Annotated in this window: 19 protein-coding genes; 13 read left to right on the forward strand and 6 right to left on the reverse strand. The window is 38.5% G+C overall.

All coding sequences use genetic code 11. The features are described from left to right. Window positions 1–147: 147 nt before the first annotated feature. On the reverse strand, window positions 148–1,032 hold the full coding sequence (locus tag N1I87_RS01380; protein ID WP_341100330.1) for a LysR family transcriptional regulator: 885 nt from the start codon (window positions 1,030–1,032) through the stop codon (window positions 148–150). Between the two features lie 124 nt (window positions 1,033–1,156). Here N1I87_RS01380 and N1I87_RS01385 point away from each other — a divergent pair, with 124 nt between their 5' ends. Together N1I87_RS01385 and N1I87_RS01390 are read left to right on the forward strand one after the other, a co-directional pair. Continuing rightward, complete coding sequence (locus N1I87_RS01385) at window positions 1,157–2,431, forward strand: hypothetical protein (RefSeq protein WP_341100331.1); 1,275 nt, start codon at window positions 1,157–1,159, stop codon at window positions 2,429–2,431. A gap of 14 nt (window positions 2,432–2,445) precedes the next feature. Next, window positions 2,446–3,408, forward strand: a complete 963-nt coding sequence (locus tag N1I87_RS01390) for an AEC family transporter (protein ID WP_340397626.1) — start codon at window positions 2,446–2,448, stop codon at window positions 3,406–3,408. Between the two features lie 360 nt (window positions 3,409–3,768). On the opposite strand, the gene N1I87_RS01395 is transcribed toward N1I87_RS01390, so the two are convergent. Then, window positions 3,769–4,935 carry an IS256 family transposase gene (locus tag N1I87_RS01395; protein ID WP_341100333.1) on the reverse strand — a complete coding sequence of 389 codons (1,167 nt, stop codon included), beginning with the start codon at window positions 4,933–4,935 and terminating at the stop codon, window positions 3,769–3,771. A 294-nt stretch (window positions 4,936–5,229) separates the two neighbouring features. Here N1I87_RS01395 and N1I87_RS01400 point away from each other — a divergent pair, with 294 nt between their 5' ends. From N1I87_RS01400 to N1I87_RS01425, 6 genes are all read left to right on the forward strand, one after another. After that, on the forward strand, window positions 5,230–5,862 hold the full coding sequence (locus N1I87_RS01400) for a thermonuclease family protein (protein WP_341100335.1): 633 nt from the start codon (window positions 5,230–5,232) through the stop codon (window positions 5,860–5,862). Between the two features lie 95 nt (window positions 5,863–5,957). Continuing rightward, window positions 5,958–6,191 carry a zinc-finger domain-containing protein gene (locus N1I87_RS01405; protein WP_341100336.1) on the forward strand — a complete coding sequence of 78 codons (234 nt, stop codon included), beginning with the start codon at window positions 5,958–5,960 and terminating at the stop codon, window positions 6,189–6,191. Between the two features lie 599 nt (window positions 6,192–6,790). After that, window positions 6,791–7,948, forward strand: a complete 1,158-nt coding sequence (locus N1I87_RS01410) for a cation:proton antiporter (RefSeq protein ID WP_270584523.1) — start codon at window positions 6,791–6,793, stop codon at window positions 7,946–7,948. Window positions 7,949–8,219: 271 nt separating this feature from the next. Beyond that, window positions 8,220–9,581, forward strand: a complete 1,362-nt coding sequence (locus tag N1I87_RS01415) for an aspartate kinase (protein ID WP_341100338.1) — start codon at window positions 8,220–8,222, stop codon at window positions 9,579–9,581. 614 nt (window positions 9,582–10,195) lie between these two features. Beyond that, window positions 10,196–11,407: an IS256 family transposase gene (locus N1I87_RS01420; RefSeq protein WP_341100339.1), complete on the forward strand. Its 1,212-nt coding sequence runs from the start codon at window positions 10,196–10,198 to the stop codon at window positions 11,405–11,407. Window positions 11,408–11,449: 42 nt separating this feature from the next. Next, window positions 11,450–12,823, forward strand: a complete 1,374-nt coding sequence (locus N1I87_RS01425; protein ID WP_044899598.1) for an IS1380-like element ISGsp2 family transposase — start codon at window positions 11,450–11,452, stop codon at window positions 12,821–12,823. A 355-nt stretch (window positions 12,824–13,178) separates the two neighbouring features. Here the strand turns inward: N1I87_RS01425 and N1I87_RS17970 are convergent, their stop codons facing one another. Together N1I87_RS17970 and N1I87_RS01430 are read right to left on the reverse strand one after the other, a co-directional pair. Further along, on the reverse strand, window positions 13,179–13,358 hold the full coding sequence (locus N1I87_RS17970) for a hypothetical protein (protein ID WP_445285704.1): 180 nt from the start codon (window positions 13,356–13,358) through the stop codon (window positions 13,179–13,181). Between the two features lie 54 nt (window positions 13,359–13,412). After that, on the reverse strand, window positions 13,413–13,547 hold the full coding sequence (locus tag N1I87_RS01430; protein WP_341100340.1) for a hypothetical protein: 135 nt from the start codon (window positions 13,545–13,547) through the stop codon (window positions 13,413–13,415). 517 nt (window positions 13,548–14,064) lie between these two features. Here N1I87_RS01430 and N1I87_RS01435 point away from each other — a divergent pair. The 3 genes from N1I87_RS01435 (at window position 14,065) to N1I87_RS01445 (ending at window position 16,499) form a co-directional block, all read left to right on the forward strand. Next, window positions 14,065–15,114, forward strand: a complete 1,050-nt coding sequence (locus N1I87_RS01435) for an amidohydrolase family protein (RefSeq protein WP_341100341.1) — start codon at window positions 14,065–14,067, stop codon at window positions 15,112–15,114. A gap of 36 nt (window positions 15,115–15,150) precedes the next feature. Continuing rightward, complete coding sequence (locus N1I87_RS01440) at window positions 15,151–15,858, forward strand: metal-sulfur cluster assembly factor (RefSeq protein WP_341100343.1); 708 nt, start codon at window positions 15,151–15,153, stop codon at window positions 15,856–15,858. 68 nt (window positions 15,859–15,926) lie between these two features. Then, window positions 15,927–16,499 carry a DJ-1/PfpI family protein gene (locus tag N1I87_RS01445; RefSeq protein WP_341100345.1) on the forward strand — a complete coding sequence of 191 codons (573 nt, stop codon included), beginning with the start codon at window positions 15,927–15,929 and terminating at the stop codon, window positions 16,497–16,499. A gap of 116 nt (window positions 16,500–16,615) precedes the next feature. Here N1I87_RS01445 and N1I87_RS01450 read toward each other — a convergent pair whose 3' ends face one another. Next, window positions 16,616–17,023 carry a PucR family transcriptional regulator gene (locus N1I87_RS01450; RefSeq protein ID WP_341100347.1) on the reverse strand — a complete coding sequence of 136 codons (408 nt, stop codon included), beginning with the start codon at window positions 17,021–17,023 and terminating at the stop codon, window positions 16,616–16,618. A 55-nt stretch (window positions 17,024–17,078) separates the two neighbouring features. Next, window positions 17,079–17,777: a CdaR family transcriptional regulator gene (locus N1I87_RS01455; protein ID WP_341100349.1), complete on the reverse strand. Its 699-nt coding sequence runs from the start codon at window positions 17,775–17,777 to the stop codon at window positions 17,079–17,081. Between the two features lie 139 nt (window positions 17,778–17,916). On the opposite strand from N1I87_RS01455, the gene glcD reads away from it, so the two are divergent. Further along, window positions 17,917–19,329: a glycolate oxidase subunit GlcD gene (gene glcD, locus N1I87_RS01460; protein WP_341100350.1), complete on the forward strand. Its 1,413-nt coding sequence runs from the start codon at window positions 17,917–17,919 to the stop codon at window positions 19,327–19,329. Continuing rightward, window positions 19,326–20,648 (forward strand): (Fe-S)-binding protein, encoded by a 1,323-nt coding sequence (locus N1I87_RS01465; RefSeq protein ID WP_445285679.1) that lies wholly within the window; start codon window positions 19,326–19,328, stop codon window positions 20,646–20,648. Before glcD ends, N1I87_RS01465 begins: the two co-directional genes overlap by 4 nt. Window positions 20,649–20,955: the final 307 nt, after the last annotated feature.

The following is a 20,955-nucleotide window of genomic DNA, read 5'->3' on the forward strand; positions in this document are numbered from 1 at the left end:
GATTTAGAATTAAAGAAAATAGAAGATTAAATATAATTTATTGCTACATAAAACCTTGCGAACCAAGGTTTTATGTTTTTTCTAGCGAAATTCTAATGATGAAAACAAAACAGAAAAAAACTTGGTTCTTATAAACCAAGTTTTAATTTAAAATCTGCCTTCCTTATTCACAACATTTTTTGCACTTTTCAAAAAATTCTTTAGAGCTAAAAACTCATGTACATTCTTACGCCTTATAAAAACGGTTTGTACTTTTGAATATTTTTCCGGTAGTGGACAGCAAAAAATTTGTTTTTCATCCTTTAATTGCTGATAAATGATTTCAGGCACTACAGTTGCTCCCAATCCAGCTTTAACACATCCCAACATTCCTTCAATTGTTCCAAACTCAATTTTATTCGAAGGAATGATACCATTTTCTTGCAGGCAGTTTTCAAGCATCAAACGATAGGTGCATCCATGTCCAAATACTAGTAATGTTTTCCCGCAAAGATCAGAAATGCTCTTCATTTGTTCTTTAAACGAATGTATTAAAACTACTTTTTCATCTACCATAACTTCAGAAAAAATTTCGGGATGATCTATAGGACCAGTAATAAAAGCTCCATCAATTTCATACTTTAAAACCGAGTCAACCAGTTTTTTTGTATATCCAGTTTTTAGGGATAAATGGACATCCGGATAATGATCATGAAAATCAGATATGATCGATGGTATTCTTACAGCAGTTGTGATATCAGTTGCGCCAATTGACAAACTACCGCTTGTATTTTCCTCATCTTGAATCATTCTTTGTGCTTCATTAAGCAAATTGAGTATTTGCCCTACATAAGAAAGTAAGGTCTTTCCTGTTGAGGTTAATATTACTCCCCGACCATGTCGATGAAAAAGAGTTGTTTTGAATTGCTCTTCTAATTTATGAATTCTCCCGGTTATATTCGATTGGACATAGCATAGTTCTTGAGCAGCTTTGGAAAAACTCCCCGTTCGTGCAACCGTTTGAAAAATGAGAAGGTCCTTAGTATCGATCATTTGGCATGATCCTCCTTTCCTATTATTTTTAATGATATCTAAATTCTTTAACACTCATTTCAAATTATATCAAATAGATTGTATGATGGAAATATAAACCAAACCTTATAGGAGGGTGATATTTATGGCGATGCAGTTACCAAAGAACCATAAAAAAAGGGAGAATAACTTTCAGATCGATGGCTTTCTTGATGAAACACTTCGAGAAGGTGCGGAACGTTGTCTATTCGCCGTAGATGAAGATAAGAAATATGAATTGATTAAAAAGATGGTGGATTCTGGAATTAGGGATATTATAATTGGATCAGGTCCAAAGGATCCATCTCTAATATTTAAATGTTTATCTGCAAAACATGATTTCGGTAAATTACCTGAAGATGTAAATTTTGCTTTTATTCTTCTTCTCAACTCTTGGGAACCGTTATATGAAACCTTCAAATCTTTCCCAAAAGAATTTCTAAATGATTTAACGATTAGCTTTGGAATGGTGGAATATCAACAAGAGCATCAACTTTTCGAAAGAGTTGTCGAAAAATTTAGGAAAATAGGGGTTGCGAAATTTAGAGCTAGTTTACTAAACAATTTTTCAAACGGTGTAGACGAAGATAAGTACGCACAAATTACTCATCACATTAACCGTTGTTTCGATGAAGGATTTGACACAGTACGAATTAATGTTTCCCTTGGTACTATTTATCCAGAGGCTATGGACGTTTTGTCAGCGAATCTCGTATATGATTATCCTAACTTGAATTTCTGTTTACACGCTCATAACGATAGAGGGTTAGGTCTACAGAATGCCTTGATATCCATTTATAACGGTTTTAACATGATTGAAGGTGCTGTGGCGGGTTACGGAAACCGTTCTGGACTTCCAGCTATTGAAACACTCGTTAGAATTTTCTCAGAAAAAAATATTACCATTAAAAATACAAATTTAGATCTGGAAAAGTTAAAGGAAGCAGCCATCCGAACGGATGAAATTTTCATGACTGTCCCCAATATTTACAGACCTGAAAGTGGTTTAGTTGTGAATAAAGAAAATTTAGGTGTGCTTAATATACCTGATTATCTGGGTGTTGAGCGAAAAACAGATTATTTCCTTAATAAAGTTGGATTGCATTTGGGAACTGTGCAAAAAGCACTTAAGTCTGGTGGCTTTAGCGAATCGCTAGTTAATAATTCTGATTTTATTAAAGAGGTAAGAGAAAAAGTCGAAGAGAAGATGATGCTTATTGCCGCCGAAAAACAAAGTAAGTTTGAAGGAATCGTCTCGGAAATCTATGAATTTTATTCAACTGGAGTGCTGGGTGCTAAAGATATACAAGAAATAGCTGAACAATGCGCTTTAGAGAAACGTACTTTAGAGCAGAAAGTATTTCAATATTCAGAAAGGTAAAAAGGTGCGTTCATATGCAAGTTCTTTTTAATGTCATATTGCCAGTATTTGCGATTATTCTCTGTGGATATCTATCAGGTTTATTTGGAGTTATTTCTAAAGATGGAGCTAAAAGTCTGAACAATTATGTTTTCTATGTGACTCTACCGGCCTTGCTTTTTTATTCAGTCGCAAAGGCGCCTATTGAGCAACTGACTAATGTGGCGTTTATAAGCGCTAACCTTATTGGTATCCTAGCGAGTTTTTTGCTTTCAATGTTCATTGCAAAACTGGTTTTTAAAAAAAGTTTTCCGGTTCTTGCGATTCACGGAATGAATGCTTCATATGGAACTACTGGTTATATGGGAATCCCATTGTTAATTGCGGCGTTTGGTCAGAAGGCGGCTCTTCCAGCCGCTCTTGCAACATTAATTCATAATATCCCTGTCATAACGCTAGTAATGCTTATATTTGAAACTTCTAGGGTTATTCAGAAAGACGAAAAAACAAATTTTATTAAAATTGTAAGGGATATCGCAAAGCCAGTATTAATTAGCCCATTGACCATTTCTGTAGTTTTAGGGGCTGTTATTGCATTTTTAGGTATTCAGCTACCTACTTCAGTAGATGTTTTTGCTCGTTTTCTTGCGGATGCTTCCGGACCAACGGCTTTATTCGCAATTGGATTAAGTTTTGTTAATCAAAAAGATATATTTAATAAATCAAACATTATAAGCCCGGAAGTAAGTCTACTAGTAGGGCTAAAGTTAATTTTTCAACCACTTTTGACCATTTTGTTAGTCTTATATGTATTCCAGCTGGATCCACTTTGGAGGACAGTCACGATCATAATGTCTGCATTACCTGTAGGCGCTGGTGTCTATGTCTTTGCTCAAAAATATGATCAACTGGTTAAACAGACATCTTTGGCTATTGTTGTATCGATGATATTTTCCCTCATAACCTTATCAACATTGTTTATTGTATTTGTTCGCTAAATAACGAACTACAAAAAATAATAACCAAAATGTGATCTTATAGAGCAACAGTTGATTTTTAGTCAACTGTTTTTTCTTGTTTTAAAGTAAAAATTGTTTTTAACAGTATCCAATCGTTCTTTTGCTATCATGATATTTTCACAATAAATTATAAGATTTTATTTTAAAAAAATTCTTTACAGTTTTACAGGTACCGTCAAGAATTTTGTGTAATGTAAGATAGATAGGGTATCTCTGAAATAGATTTAGAATAGAGGGGAAGACTGGTTTCCTCCATACAGGAGACTGAATATTCAGTCTCCTGTATGGAAAGAGAGAATCCCCCTTATAAAATCAACCTCATTGATTTACATTATTTGGTTAATTATAACGTTCTTCAAACATTCGTTGAAGGGCTTCATGTGCTTCGGCAAATCCTCGCAATTTTCGTCCTGCCCATTTCTCATTAAAATCTTGGATGGTCAAATACACGACTTTTTCAGCGGCTTCTAAACTACTCAAACTGTTCATCGGCTTTAGACGTTTCCGAATCTCTTTGATCGTTCGTTCAATGGCATTGGTCGTGTAAATCACACTTCGAATACTGCTTGGATAATCCATAAATGTAAGGAGGACATCCAACTCATTGGCCCAAGATTGAACTTCTCTCGGATACTTGTTCGACCATTTCGACTCAAACTGTTGAAACATCTGTAACGCCATCTCCTTATTCGGTGCGCGATAAATCAGTTTGAGATCCTCTGCCACTTCAAATTGATCTTTTTTCCGAACACGATTTAAGGTATTACGTACTTTGTGAACGACACAGCGCTGCACATCGGCTTTCGGATAAACGGCTTTAAAGGCTTCCTCCAGTCCCGGAAGGCCATCGAATGCACCAAGAAGTACTTCCTGTAATCCTCTCTTGTAGAGATTGTGGAGAATCTCTTGCCACCCATAGGCACTTTCTTGTCCTCCTACGAAGAAGTCGAGAATTTCACGATACCCTTCTTCGTTTACACCTAACACGACATAAATGACCTCTTTTTCTACCGTATCTCGACGAAGTTTCACGTACAACCCATCCAAATATAAGACCGAATAACGCTTGGGTAGGGGGCGATTATGCCATTTCTCGATGTCTTCCCTTACCACATCCGTGATATGGCTAATCGTTGTTGGTGAGTAGGCATTTCCTAAAATTCGTTCGATAAACTTGCCAATTTCACGCGTACTCATCCCACTTTGATACATCTTGATGACGGCTTCCTCGAGCCAGCCGGTATGGCGTTGGTAAGGGGCAAACAGCTGCGTTTGAAATTCCCCGTTTCGGTCTCTTGGAACAGAAAGTCCTTCGATACGACCATACTGCGTGTCTAGGTTTCGATGGTAATAGCCGTTTCTTCTATTCGACGTTCCCTCTTGTTCCATTTCGAGGAAAGTCTGGATTTCTTCCTTCATGATCAGCTCTAATTTTTCCTTTACAAACTCACGAATAACGTTTTCCAGTTGATTCATCCAATCTATATTCGATATACTTTTAGACATAGGTAGGGTACTCCTTTCTCTAAGATTTTTGCCAAATCAGAGAATACCCTACCTTTTTCTTTTGGTCTAGCCAAATGCTTGACACAAAATTTTATACATCATCGTTTTACAAGACATGTTATAATGTCTAGGAATTAATGAAAAAAATAAAAATGATTAATTAAAAAGGGAAAACCCCAATAAGTGTATGAATGTTTGCTGCATATTATTTTGTGCAGACCGATTTATTCATACGTTTATTGGGGTTTTTGTGTTTTATATATTTTACATGAAATAAGAAAGGAGTTGAATTAAGTGAATAAACAGCTAAGTGTATTTTTTTTAAGTTCTATCATTTTATTAAGTGGTTGTTCTGCTGGGGAATTATCGACTACAAATGATGATCAGTTTGATCAGAAACTAAATAACATAACCGGACAAACAAAAACACTAATGGACAATACCAAACAGAAGGAACCTAAAAAGGTTGAAAATGTAAAAACATCGTTTTGGCCAACAAATCCTCAATTTAAAATGAAATCAGCAACCGTTACAAAGGTAAATGATGATGGAACTGATGTAATCAACCAAAATGAAAAAGTTAAACTATTAGGCGTTCGTACTACGGAAGAAGAAAAACATACCCGCACTTATCAGAAAATGACTCCTCATAAAGCAGAAGCATTTATAAAAAAAAATTTATTATACAAAAAGGTTTATCTGGAAATAAACCCTACTTTTGAAACCAACGATAAAGGTGAAACACTCGCATATATTTGGATAGGTGACAATAAAGAATTAAAAAATTTTAATGCCTTACTTTTAAAAGAGGGTTTAGGCGTTACCGAAAGACAAAAAAACATTACTGTTTACGATGCAGTGTTCAAAAAAATTGAAAATAAAGCGTTACTAGACAAGAAAGGTATATGGAAAAACACAGAAAGTTAAAAGCAAACTCTTATTTGACCGCCTTTGAAAGTCAACTTATAGTTTACTTACAAAGGCCATGTAAAAAAATAATAATGATAGGAGATAAGAAAAACATGGCTAATACGACAACCCCTCTTACAATAGAAGAACAAAAAGAACTACGAATTAAAGCAGGACGCATTATCGATGAAACTTGCGGTAATTGCAAATTAATTCTTGAAAACCGTAAAAAATTGGGCAATAAAGGTGCATACAACTATTGCTGCAGGGAGTGTTCAGTAGGAAAAGAACTTCAAGAAATCGGCGAACTCCTTCTTTCTTCAAGAAGAAAACGCAAAAAGTATTAAAGAAGCGTTTTAATTCGGCGGTAAAAGACTTTGGTAGCTGGTTTAGTAAGGAAACCTTCTCTTTAAAATCCCAATATTAAAGGATATGCAGTATAATCGCTAATCACCTATGCATACTTTTCATTCTCCAAGAATATGTCTTTTGGTAATCTGTAAATTATCAGTTGCAATTCCTGCTATCTCCACTAATTTTTAGAATGAAAAATTTGGTGAGGACAGAGTCTTTTAAATCATCACCGTACGGGTCTAACTACCTTGTAAATATCACTTACTACCTATAAATTGAGAATCAGGAGCGATAATTATGCTGAATAACGAACTATTTTTGCGGAGTCAGAAAACATATATGAATTCATTTTTCACCGGGTTTTTCCTTTTTTGAATGAGAGTTGTATGATAAAACTGGTTTCTTTTTCTGATCATTTGGATCGAAAAAAGAGTCCTTTCAAGCGGGAAAATATGTTATAATGTTTTTTACAACAGAATAACTTTTGACGAGGAGGAGTCTGTCACCAAGGGATCATTGTGTCCTTTTGTCACAGGCTCTTTTTTATTTTTTCATTTTTGGGGAAAAACAAAGAAGGAAAGGTGGTAAGGGGATGCTTGTTTTGCAATTAGCGTTGATTCTGGCAGCTTCCAAATTGGCAGGCAATATAAGTGTTAGGCTCGGTCAGCCATCTGTTTTAGGTGAACTGTTGGTTGGAATCATTCTTGGGCCTTCGGTACTGGGGGTGATTCATGATACAGACATTTTAAAGGAGATGAGCGAGATCGGTGTTATTTTGCTCATGTTTATAGCCGGGTTGGAAACTGATCTAAAAGAGTTTCTGCGCTCCGGAAAATCTTCCACGTTGGTGGCTGTCGGCGGCATCTTGGTTCCGCTTTTAGGAGGATATTTTCTCGGAGAAGCATTGGGCTTTTCATCCGAACAATCATGGTTTATGGGATTATTGCTTTCAGCAACCAGCGTCAGCATTTCAGTTCAAGCGTTAAAAGAAATGGACCGATTAAAATCACCCGAAGGTACTGCAATTTTAGGGGCGGCAGTGCTCGATGACATTTTAGTGATGATCGCTTTAGCCTTTTTTATGAGTATGATAGGAGGAGAAGTTCATTTTGGAACCATGCTTTTAACAAAGGGATTGTTTTTTGCGGGAGCGATATTCGCTGCATGGAAAGTTGTTCCGTGGATTTTAGAAAAACTGGCGCTCTTAAAGGTGGATCAATCTGTCCTTTCTGCAGCTCTCATCATTTGTTTTCTATATGCTTATTTAGCCGATTTGTCGGGAGTATCCGCTATTATCGGCGCATACATGGCCGGAGTTGCGATAAGTGTAACAGAATTTAAACATGAAATATTTGAAAAGACAGAAACCATTAGCTATTCCTTATTTGTTCCTGTATTTTTCACTTCGGTCGGAGTGGCAGCTCATTTTCATGGTATTGGTGAAAGTTTCTGGCTATTGGTCATTTTGAGCATTTTAGCGGTTTTCACCAAATTAATCGGCGCATCATGGGGAGCAAAAGCGGCCGGATTTTCTTGGGGTAGTTCATTGGGAATTGGCGCCGCCATGGTGTCTCGCGGAGAAGTGGCTTTAATTTTAGCCAATATTGGTTTGGAACATCAATTGGTCAGTCAGGAGTTGTTTACCGTTTTGGTTGTTGTGGTTCTGATCACCACGATTGCAACGCCGCCGATGATGAAATGGTTTTTCACAGTCGGATCGAAAGGAAAGACTTTAAAAAATACAGGATGAGATCGATGGAATACAGGAGTGTTGAAGTTTTTAGGATTTTGGTCACAGTTCTTTTTGTAAGAAGACTATGATTATTGGGCGAATGGGAAATAAAACGGATTAAGCAACCGAAATTTTCCATTCGCCCTGTCAAGTTGTATGTAGGATTTGTCTTTTCTATAAAAACATTTGTCTCTATATTATAGAAAATCCTTGATTCCTATATGGAAAGAGTTCATAATGGAAATTAATCATTTAACTGAAAATTCTAAAATGAGCAGGGGTTGTCTTTATGAAAGTGGTCAAATTTGGCGGAACATCGCTTGCATCAGGAAAACAAATTCAAAAAGTACTGAACATTGTCATTTCTGATCCGAAAAGAAAGATTGTGGTGGTTTCAGCACCGGGAAAACGGTTTGCGGATGACACGAAAGTAACCGATTTGCTGATTGCGTGCGCCCACAAGAAATTACGCGGCGAGGATGCGACAGATTGGCTGGAAGCGGTAGTGGAAAGATTCGCAAGCATTGCAATGGATTTGGAGATGTCAAACGATATCGTAAAGGAAATCCGTGCTGATTTAGAGGAGCGGCTACGAGGATACAAAGGGGATCCGGAGCGCTTTTTAGATCATATGAAAGCGGCAGGGGAGGATAATAATGCGAAGCTGATTGCCGCTTATTTTCAAGAGAGAGGAATAGAGGCTAGATATGTTAGTCCGAAAGAAGCGGGATTAATTGTCACTGACGAACCGGGGAATGCACGGGTATTGCCGGAAGCCTACAAGCGATTGTATTCGTTGCGGGAGCAAAGCGGAATCATTATTTTTCCCGGATTTTTCGGCTTCAGTAAAAACGGGGATGTGGTGACATTCTCCCGCGGCGGTTCGGATATTACAGGCTCTATTTTAGCCAATGGGGTGAAGGCGGAGCTTTATGAAAATTTTACGGATGTCGATGCTGTGTATGCCGTGAATCCGAATTTTGTTTCTCACCCGACGGAAATTCAAGAACTGACTTATCGGGAAATGAGGGAGTTGTCCTACGCCGGATTTTCTGTTTTTCATGATGAAGCCTTGATTCCGGCTTTCCGCGCCGGAATACCGGTCAACATCAAAAATACGAACAATCCTTCCGCGCCGGGGACCAAAATTGTCAATGAACGGGAAACGAAAAACGGACCGGTAGTGGGCATTGCGAGCGACGAAGGATTTTGCAGTATTTATATTCAAAAATATTTAATGAACAAGGAAATCGGATTCGGTCGAAAACTGCTGCAAATTTTAGAAGATTTCGGTCTTTCCTATGAACATATTCCTTCCGGTATTGACGATGTGACGGTTATTTTACGGGAAAATCAACTCAATCAGGAGCTAGAACAAGTGATATTGCACCAAATAAAAGAGAAACTAGATGCTGACGAAGTGAAAATTCAACATCGTCTTGCTTTGATTATGTTAGTGGGCGAGGGAATGCGCCGCAATATTGGAACAACGGCCCGAGCCGCGAGCGCTTTAGCAAAAGCGGGAGTGAATATTGAAATGGTGAACCAGGGATCTTCCGAAGTCAGTATGATGTTTGGTGTAAAGGAAGAAGTGGAAAGACGGGCGGTCCAAGCTTTATATGAAGAATTTTTTGTCAGCGTCCCGGTTTGAATCATAGAGCAATAGCAACGCAAAGCCCTTAAGCCATTCTAAGCTGCAATCGTTCGCCTTCTCGTTGTTGAAACCCGTGAGGCGGACGAGTCTCTCTTCCGACGGAAAACAATGATGGCACATTTGAGGAAAACAACCTTTGAGATTGCTTGGGAATTTTTAAGCGCCGCTTCGTTTTTCCGTAGGAGAACGAACATGAGATCTGATCAAAGCCCCGAAAAGCACACTCGATCATATCTTTTATCAGAATGCGTGTAACCCCTTTATGCAATTATAAAATCTTTCTTTTTCGTTTTGTATGAAATCGCTATCAAATCAACTCGCTTTTCATTATTTAAGATCCGCAAAGCTCGGGTGGAAAAACCACAACAACAAGGCGATAACGGGGACCGTTAGTATGATAGCTTTGACATTATTTCGATAGTGAAGGCGAAGCATGGTAAATAAGACAATATTGAAAATAAAAGACCACATCGCATTCCATCCGTTATGATATAAAAACAGCCCTTTTGATGATGTATAAAATTTTGTGTCAAGCATTTGGCTAGACCAAAAGAAAAAGGTAGGGTATTCTCTGATTTGGCAAAAATCTTAGAGAAAGGAGTATCCTACCTATGTCTAAAAGTATATCGAATATAGATTGGATGAATCAACTGGAAAACGTTATTCGTGAGTTTGTAAAGGAAAAATTAGAGCTGATCATGAAGGAAGAAATCCAGACTTTCCTCGAAATGGAACAAGAGGGAACGTCGAATAGAAGAAACGGCTATTACCATCGAAACCTAGACACGCAGTATGGTCGTATCGAAGGACTTTCTGTTCCAAGAGACCGAAACGGGGAATTTCAAACGCAGCTGTTTGCCCCTTACCAACGCCATACCGGCTGGCTCGAGGAAGCCGTCATCAAGATGTATCAAAGTGGGATGAGTACGCGTGAAATTGGCAAGTTTATCGAACGAATTTTAGGAAATGCCTACTCACCAACAACGATTAGCCATATCACGGATGTGGTAAGGGAAGACATCGAGAAATGGCATAATCGCCCCCTACCCAAGCGTTATTCGGTCTTATATTTGGATGGGTTGTACGTGAAACTTCGTCGAGATACGGTAGAAAAAGAGGTCATTTATGTCGTGTTAGGTGTAAACGAAGAAGGGTATCGTGAAATTCTCGACTTCTTCGTAGGAGGACAAGAAAGTGCCTATGGGTGGCAAGAGATTCTCCACAATCTCTACAAGAGAGGATTACAGGAAGTACTTCTTGGTGTATTCGATGGCCTTCCGGGACTGGAGGAAGCCTTTAAAGCCGTTTATCCGAAAGCCGATGTGCAGCGCTGTGTCGTTCACAAAGTACGTAATACCTTAAATCGTGTTCGGAAAAAAGATCAATTTGAAGTGGCAGAGGATCTCAAACTGATTTATCGCGCACCGAATAAGGAGATGGCGTTACAGATGTTTCAACAGTTTGAGTCGAAATGGTCGAACAAGTATCCGAGAGAAGTTCAATCTTGGGCCAATGAGTTGGATGTCCTCCTTACATTTATGGATTATCCAAGCAGTATTCGAAGTGTGATTTACACGACCAATGCCATTGAACGAACGATCAAAGAGATTCGGAAACGTCTAAAGCCGATGAACAGTTTGAGTAGTTTAGAAGCCGCTGAAAAAGTCGTGTATTTGACCATCCAAGATTTTAATGAGAAATGGGCAGGGCGAAAGTTGCGAGGATTTGCCGAAGCACATGAAGCCCTTCAACGAATGTTTGAAGAACGTCCTGAATCCGTGACAAAACATCTTTACAATGGTCGCAAACCGTTGATACGATAAGGAAAAACGACGTTGACGATTCTTCATCAAGTAGGTGATGTGATGAAAGATTTCCCGATTCGGTTTGTATTGACAGATGAAGCGATTACCCCAAGTGCTGGGCTTGCTCTCGTTGGCTACTTACTCCATCGAACGAAACTGGATAAACGGGTAAACGCACTTCGGCTTCCAACGGTTCGTCGAGAAGTGCACATTTCCCATAGCGATGTCATTCGCTCGATGATTGGCTTGCTTGCCACAGGAAAAACGGATTTCGATCATATCGAAGCGTATCGTCAGGACGATATCTTTTCGGCATCGATGGGGATTCAGCACGTGCCTTCCTCTCCAACCTTGCGACAACGACTCGATCAGCTCGCTTGTCTTCCGATGACCGAAACGATTCTTTGGGAGGAGTCCATACGTCTGTTGATTCAACGACATGCCACTTTGTCCCCTTGTTGGACCAAAGGAAAGACGACATGGCTTCCCCTTGATATAGATGGTTCCCCATTTGACAACTCCGATACGAAAAAAGAAGGAGTCAGTCGAACGTATAAAGGATTTGACGGTTTTACACCGTTGTTTGCGTATGCAGGGAAGGAAGGGTATCTCGTTCATGCCGAGTTGCGTCCAGGGAAACAACATGTGCAAGACAACATGCCCTCGTTTTTAGTCACCGCTATCCGTCGAGCTCGTCAACTGACTTCATCTCGTCTGCTTGTTCGCATGGATGCAGGAAACGATGCAGAAGCGAATGTGCACGTATGCCTAAAGGAAGACGTGGACTTTGTCATCAAGCGAAACTTACGCCGAGAATCGAAAGCGCTTTGGTTCCAGATCGCTTCGCAAAAGGGCAAACGTGTCGATGATGGACAAAGCGAAGGAGTACAAACCTATGAGCTATGCCTTCCACAGAAGGCAGCGATCGATGGAAACACGTATACGTACGTTCAAGTCACCCAAGTAACGGAACGGACGATGGAACGCAATGGACAGCTGATGCTCGTTCCTGATTATGAAGTGGAAAGCTATTGGGTGCGGCTCAAAGGATACGAGCATGTTCGAATGAGCGATGTGCTCGCGTTGTATCATGACCATGCGACATGCGAACAGTTTCATAGCGAACTGAAGAGCGACTTAGATTTAGAGCGGCTTCCATCTGGGAAGATGAAAACGAATGCGCTCGTGTTGGTCATGGGAGCCTTCGTTTACAATCTTCTTCGTCTGATTGGACAAGATCTATTAAGCGATCCGAGACATCCGTTGCACCACAAAGTGAAACGCCGCCGCATCAAGACGATTATTCAGACGGTGATCACGATGGCAGGGCGACTCGTCCGTCGATCACGACAGATCTGGATGAAACTGACGCGAAGGAGTGGTTATAGCGAGCCCCTACTGAACGTCTATCAGAAATGGAGAGAGGCAAGATAACGAACGAATGTTCGGGCACTAATGTCCAACGTCACTCCCTGTGCTTTTTTGTCTATTTTTTTGGTTCGTATACCTAAAAAAGAGATTTGTTCCATTTTCGGAAATAGAGATGACATAGGTCATAAGCATAAAAAGGGTTTTATGGATTATCAATCCATCAAAATTACAACAAAATCAAAGTCGATTTCAATTCATCACGGATTCAGGGAACGTTATAATTAACCAAATAATGTAAATCAATGAGATAAGGGGGATTCTCTCTTTCCATACAGGAGACTGAATATTCAGTCTCCTGTATGGAGGAAACCAGTCTTCCCCTCTATTCTAAATCTATTTCAGAGATACCCTATCTATCTTACATTACACAAAATTCTTGACGGTACCGCCCTTTTTGGTGGAAAAAGAATTCGATTATTTCAAATAGTATAACCCATCCCGTAATGTACACAAACATTTTTTTCCCTTCAGGCAAAAAAGATAAATAAAAATAAATGGCAACCGGTATGATCAAAAATGTAAAGATTAGATCAATGATTGTGTGGTTTAACCATTCTGTTTCTACAGAACGGTATTCCCATAACGTATGGTCTTAAAAAAGAAAATTATAAAGCAAATCGCAAATCACATAATACTGGATCGTTGTATAATATTTTTTCCATTTTGTCCATTCCGTCATCGGGATGGCAATAAGTAGATAAATTACGGTAAAAAGCAGCAAATACATAAAGAATACCTCTTTTGATAGTGGTAATATATATTATTCCATTTGTATGGATAGAGCATTCATGGGAAAGCAGAACAAATATTTCTAGTGAACAAAGATCGATATTCTGGTGCCATTCATTCACCAAATGAATAAAGTTTCTATTCTAGTTGAACAGGTACTTTCACTCTATAACCTAAGATACGATATAGAACGGAAAATAAATGAATGTTGCAATAAAATATTTCATTCAAGAATTTTGTGGAATCATCAATTTAAATGAGAAAACACGCGAATCAGAACGGACTGTCTTTCTTTTTTTGGAGAATAGTTGAAATTAAGGTTTTGTTATATCATCCAAAAAATCAAGAACGGAATCAAGAACGGAATCCGTTCTTTTTTGTTTAAGTGTATATTTTCATTCATGGAGCCTCTCAGTATAATTTAATCAGAATTTTCTAAAAATAATCACTTGAATCAAAATGTTACCGCTTTCATTATTTGGCACTGAAAATGAACAAATTAAGGGGGGATGGAAATGATTCGGACAGCTAACGGAGAAGAGATTTTTGTTATTGATGCTCATATAGCCTTGTGGGATGGCAGTAAGGAGAATCAACTGAATATTCATGGAGAGCAATTTATCAGCTGTTTTTATGATTATCACAAAAATCTGAGCCCTAAAGAATATTATTGGCCCTGGGATAAGTTTGTGAAGTATGATCCGGAAACGCTGGTTAACGACGTATTGGTTAAAGGATATGCAGATATGGCCATTTTTCAACCTGTCTATTTAAAAGAGTTTTACAAAAATGGTTTTGGTGATTTTGACGCAAATGACGCCCTTTCCAAACGGTACCCTAATCGCTTTATTTGCAACGGGACAATGGACCCGCGGCATGGCGAACGAGGATTGGAAAATTTGGAAAAAATGAAAGAAAAGTACAACTGGCAAGGGATTAAGTTGTATACAGCGGATTGGTATGGAAATTCAAAGGGATATAAACTTTCAGACGACTGGTCCAAAAGATATCTTGAAAAGTGCCAAGAATTAGGGATTAAAAATATTCACATTCATAAAGGACCCACGGTCACTCCTTTGAATCGGGATGCATTTGACGTAGCAGATGTGGATGATGCAGCAAGCTGTTTTCCGGAATTAAACTTTATCGTAGAACATGTAGGACTGCCGAGATTAGAAGATTTTTGCTGGATTGCGACACAGGAAAAAAATGTGTACGGAGGATTGGCGGTAGCTATTTCTTTAATCCATACTCGTCCTCGTTATTTTGCTGAAATCATAAGTGAATTGTTGTACTGGCTGGATGAAGACCGTATCATTTTTGGAAGCGATTATGCTATTTGGGAGCCAAAGTGGATTATTGAAAAGTTCCTTGAATTTGAACTTCCGGAAGATATCCAAGAAGAAACAGGTGTGACGTTGGATTTGAATGTGAAGAAGAAAATTTTAGGTGAGAACGTAGCGAGATTATACAACATAGATATCGAAGCGCAAAAAGAAAAGTTGAAAAATTGCGAATTAAACGAACAAAAAGCGAAACTTAATGAAATCAAAGCTAATTTCTAAAGGATCTTCACGAACAAAGGAGGTGGATCAAAGATTATGGAAAAAGAAGATCAAGTATATAGAATGCTTGAAAAAGTTTATGATCCTGAACTGGATCAACCTTTAACAGATCTAGGGTTTATTGATCACGTCGCTATTCAAGACCATCATGTAGAAGTTGTTTTTCGCTTACCGACTTATTGGTGCTCGCCGAACTTTGCCTATATCATGGCCGAAGATATACGCAAATATGTATCCGAACTGGAATGGGTGCATTCAGTGAAAGTCCATTTATTGGATCATTGTGCTTCCGATGAAATCAATCGCGGAGCAACGAAAGGCAAGTCGTTTAACGAAGTCTTTCGTGACTTATCGGATGGAGACCTTGACGAATTGCGCAAAACGTTTGAGATAAAAGCTTACTATGCAAGGCAAGAAAAACTGATGAAATATCTCTTAAAAAATGGGATGACAAAGAAAGAGATGATAGGTTTGTCTCTGCAACAATTGAATGAATTGCCTCTGTCGGAAGAAGGTCATCTGCTGAGAGACAAATATTTGGAGAAAAAAAGGGCCTTGAATCACTCCAATACATTGGCCTTCACAACTCCGGATGATAAACAGCTGTCTGAAGAAGAATTTTCGTTTTACTTGCAAGGCGCCAAGCGTACGCGGATGAGCATGGAATTTAATGCCCATTATTGTCGAGGTTTGTTAGAAACACGATACAATTTGCCCTCTAACGATCAAATGAGCATGACGTAATGAAAAGAGATGTTAAGAAGTGTGTCCAAAACGAAAATATTTTTTAAAGAAGGAACGGTGATGAAAAAATGAGTAAAAAAGTTCTCATTGTAACGGGTGATGCGGTAGAAGCTTTAGAAGTATTTTATCCGTATTATCGTTGTATCGAAGAAAATATTCAATGCACGATTGCGTCTCCTGTGAAGAAAAAGCTTCAAACGGTTGTCCATGATTTCCTCCCTGAAATGGAGACCGTTACAGAAAAGTGGGGATATAAAATCGAATCTCACGCATCCGTAGATGAAATTGATCCTGCTGACTATGATGGACTGATTATTCCCGGAGGACGCGCACCTGAATATATACGTCTAAATAAAAAAGTTCAAGAAATCGTCGCTCACTTTTTAAAAGAAAATAAACCGCTTGGAGCCATCTGCCATGGACAACAAGTTTTAACGACTGTAAGAGAATATATCAATGGCAGGGAAATGACGGCATTTTCCGCTTGTCGGCCGGAAGTGGAAGCGGCAGGAGCTGTTTACGTGGAAAAATTGCTTCATGTGGACGGAAATTTGGTGTCAGGGCATGCTTGGCCGGATTTGCCGGGATTTATGAAAGAATTCTTTGCATTATTAAATGTAAAAAAAGAAGCTTCTGTTTAAAGAATAGCTAAAAAGGGCTGAATCAAAAACGTTTGATTCAGCCTTTTTCTCTTTTTATTTGTAAAAACAATCAAAGAATCGCTCGTTTAATGCATTAAGAGAGATTCTTTGTTTGACTACAGTTTTCTTTTATCCATCTCATGATGGGAATGAGAATTCAATAACATGAGTGATATATAAAATATGACAATTCCTTCCGTGGTTTTCGGATTGATTCCGGTTAGCTCTTCGATTTTATTTAAACGATAATGCAGAGTATTAATATGTATATTCATTTCTTCTGAAGTTTTTTTGATCGATTGATTATTATGCAAATAGTGCTGCAAGGTATCGATGAGTATTGGATCTTCTTTCAAAACGTCAATCGTTCTTCTTTGAAAATCCTTTTGTATTTCGATGGGAATGTCTTCTAAGATAATTTCTAATATGAGATCTTCATAAAATACAATTCCAAGATGTTTTTGAGCCACTTTTAATGCTTTCATTGCCTCTTTAAATGATCTATGGATAATCTGTCTGCACATTGTCTTTCCTACACCAATTGCTAAATGGTGGTGATATTTCCTTTCGAATCTTTCTTTAAAGTTTAAAGTTTTTTAATTGACTATGGAAATGATTCTTGTTAAAAGTAGAGCCAATCTTTTTTAATAGCAAGAAACGTTCTTGCCCCCAGCGAATGAGGAAATAATTTTCTTTCCCGAATACAGAATAGAACAATTCCATGATTTCTTTTTGAATTCTGGGAATGTCATAGTGATCGAGTGTTTGTATTTCGGATTGTATGAGGGCGCAAATATGCGTGTCGTAAACGGGGATTCCCAGCATGACACCTCGCTCTAAAAATTCTTTATCAACCGATGTAGAGTTGATCCATTCATACAAATAAGATTCTATACCGCGTATTTCCCATTCGTTTCTCTCGGTATAATAAGCTTCTTGTATAATGAGTTCTGTCATTCTTCTAATTAATTCCGCAAACGGTTCCACTTTTTTAGGGTCTCCTGTTATACCGATGACGCCGATTACTTGCTTATTAAACATAATGGGCATGTTGATGCCTGCTTTTACTCCTTTTAGAATTTTTGCTTTGTCCTGATCAATATAAAGTACTTTTTTTGTTTTAATGACAATGGTCGCTCCTTCATGAAAGGTGCCAATTCTGCTTTTTTCAGTGGAAGAAATGATGATTCCTTTTGTATCCACTAATATAATATCTTCTTTCATTACTTGCTGAACTTCTGAAATAATTTTAGAAGCTAAATTGGTTGATAAATGCATGGGGCATCGACCGCCTTCTTTTGGATTAAAAAACAATAAAAACGGTATATTTCACATTTTAATCATATGATCATACATAGATTAAATACCCAACTTTCTTTATAATAAAACGAAAATTAGAAAAGCGAGGGTTTTCAATATGATTCCTTCTCATGTGAAGAAGCGTTTTGTGGATATCGTAGGAAGGGAAAATTTCGAAGATTCTGAAGTAGAGCGGTTAGTTTATTCATACGATGCCACCCCTAATTTTCAATCTATTCCTGACGCGGTGGTTTCACCCAGAAATACGGAGGAAGTATCCGAAATATTAAAACTGTGCAATGAATGGGAAATACCGATTGTTCCGAGAGGATCGGGAACGAACTTGTGTGCCGGCACTTGTCCTGTTGAAGGAGGAGTTGTTCTTCTGTTTAAACATATGAACAAAATTTTAGAAATCGATGAAGAAAATTTAACCGTGACTTGTCAACCGGGAGTTATAACACTTGATTTAATCAATGCGGTTGAACAAAAAGGTTTATTTTATCCTCCTGATCCAAGTTCTATAAAAATATCGACGATCGGTGGGAATTTAAACGAAAACTCCGGGGGATTAAGAGGACTGAAATATGGAGTAACCCGTGATTATGTATTGGGATTGGAGGCAGTTCTTCCTAACGGAGATATCATCCGGACAGGAGGAAAATTAGCAAAAGATGTAGCGGGGTATGATTTAACTCGATTATTGGTAGGTTCAGAAGGCACACTGGGTGTGATTACAGAGGCGACGTTAAAATTGATTCCGCTTCCTGAAACAAAAAAGACAATGCTTGCTTTATATCAAGATTTAGAGGCTGCAGCTCGTTCCGTTTCCAAAATTATTGCGAATAAAGTTATTCCAGCGACTTTGGAGTTTTTAGATCAACCTACATTACAAGCGGTGGAAGACTATGCACAAATCGGTTTGCCGACGGATGTTCAAGCAGTGTTGCTAATCGAACAAGATGGAATCGCTGACAATGTAAACAAAGATATGAAGATAATGGAAGAAATATGCAGAAGCGAAAATGCTGTCTCTGTACAGATTGCACAGTCTGAAGAAGAAGCGGAGGCGCTGCGTGCGGCCAGACGTACGGCTTTGTCAGCTTTAGCTCGACTGCAGCCGACGACTATTTTAGAAGATGCCACCGTTCCCAGATCAGAAATAGCCAAAATGGTGAAAGCCATCAATGACATAGCGCACAAATATAACGTCAATATATGTACATTTGGCCATGCCGGAGACGGGAATCTTCATCCTACATGCACAACCGATATTCGTAATAAAGAAGAGATGGAGAGAGTGGAAAAAGCTTTTGCTGAAATCTTTGAAAAAGCGATTGAATTGGGCGGAACCATTACGGGGGAACATGGAGTGGGAGCTATGAAAGCGCCTTATTTAGAATGGAAACTGGGAGTATCAGGCATCCAAGTGATGAAATCGATCAAAGAAGCATTAGATCCCCATAATATTATGAATCCAGGGAAATTATTCGCAAAAGATACACGAAAACGGGTGGTGATATCAAAATGATGTCGGAATCCGAAAAGAAAAGTATTCAAATAGCCTTCAAGGAACGTATGAATGAAGATGAGTTATTAAACTGTATGAGATGCGGTTTTTGCTTGCCTTCATGTCCGACATACTTGGTATCTGGTTACAAAGAAAGCCAATCACCACGCGGAAGAATCGCTTTAATGAAGGCAGTTTATGACGGAGTGATACAACCGGATGATGAGTTTGTGAACTCATTGAACTTATGTTTAGGCTGCCGTGCGTGTGAGCCGGTCTGTCCGTCAGATGTTCATTACGGCCATTTATTGGAAGAAGCCAGAGACATCATAAACCAAAATAAAAAACATTCTTTACCCGTTCGAACGGTTCGTAAAGTAGTCTTTGAAAAATTATTTCCCAAAAAAAGCAATCTAATAAATGTCACTAGCTTGGTTGGATATTACCAAAGATCAGGTCTTCAAAAAGTGGCGCGTAAAATAGGATTTATGAAATTATTTCCTGATAACCTGAGAGAGATGGAAAAAATTCTGCCGGATATTCCTAAGAAAAAAGAAATGATCGATAGGGATGAACATTTTGCGCCCGCAGGTTCGAAAAAGGCGACTGTAGCTTTTTTTTCTGGATGTTTAATGGATACGATGTTTCTGGAAACCAATTATGCTACGATTCAATTATTGCAAAAAGCCGGATGTGAAATTGTGATTCCTAAAACGCAATCATGTTGTGGTGCTCTGCACGGTCATGGCGGAGAGAAAGAAATCGCAAAAGAACTGGCGAAGCAAAATATTGAGGCATTTGAAAAACACGACGTCGATTACATTATTACAAACGCAGGCGGGTGCGGAGCTTTCTTGATTGAATACGACCATTTGTTGAAAGATGAACCGGAATGGTTAGAGCGGGCCAAAGCATTCGTGGCTAAGATAAAAGATATTACGGAAATTTTATATGAACTGGATTTTCACAAGAAATACAGCCTCTCTCTTCCGGAACAAATAGTAACCTATCAAGATTCTTGTCACTTAAGAAACGTCATGAAAACTTCCAAGGCTCCCAGAGAATTGCTTCGTTCCATTAAAGGAATTACGTTCAAAGAAATGGAAAACGCAGATAGTTGCTGCGGATCTGCCGGTATCTACAACATCGTAGAACCGAAGACATCCATGGAAATTTTGGATCAAAAAATGGTAAAAATCAAGAAAACAAAAGCAACAACGATCGTTACAGCGAATCCAGGATGTTTGATGCAAATGATGCTGGGAATAGAAAGAGAGAAGTTAAAGGATGTAAAAGCTGTTCATATTGTGGATTTATTATTAGAGGCGACAAAATATTAATATTTCAAGCTGCGGAAATGGAATGCCTGAGAAAGCGGGAGCCGTCACAGAAAAATCAGGAGATGTCGGAAGCTCTCATCGTAAAAGGATTGGGTATGAGCAATTCCTCTTTGCAAATCATTCATGCCATTCTTAAAATTTGAATGATCAATGATCATGAAATAAGTAGCCGATTCATGAATAATGCCAGTCCCACTCTAAATCACGGAGAAAAGGGCTGGTGATTTTTAAAATAGATATTTTTCTAGCCATCTTTGCTGTTGATTCCTGACAAAACAATCTTTTTTAGGCTGAAACGCTTCGAAAA

The organism is Bacillus sp. FSL W8-0102 (assembly GCF_038007225.1).
Taxonomy (GTDB): domain Bacteria; phylum Bacillota; class Bacilli; order Bacillales; family DSM-4216; genus Bacillus_O; species Bacillus_O smithii.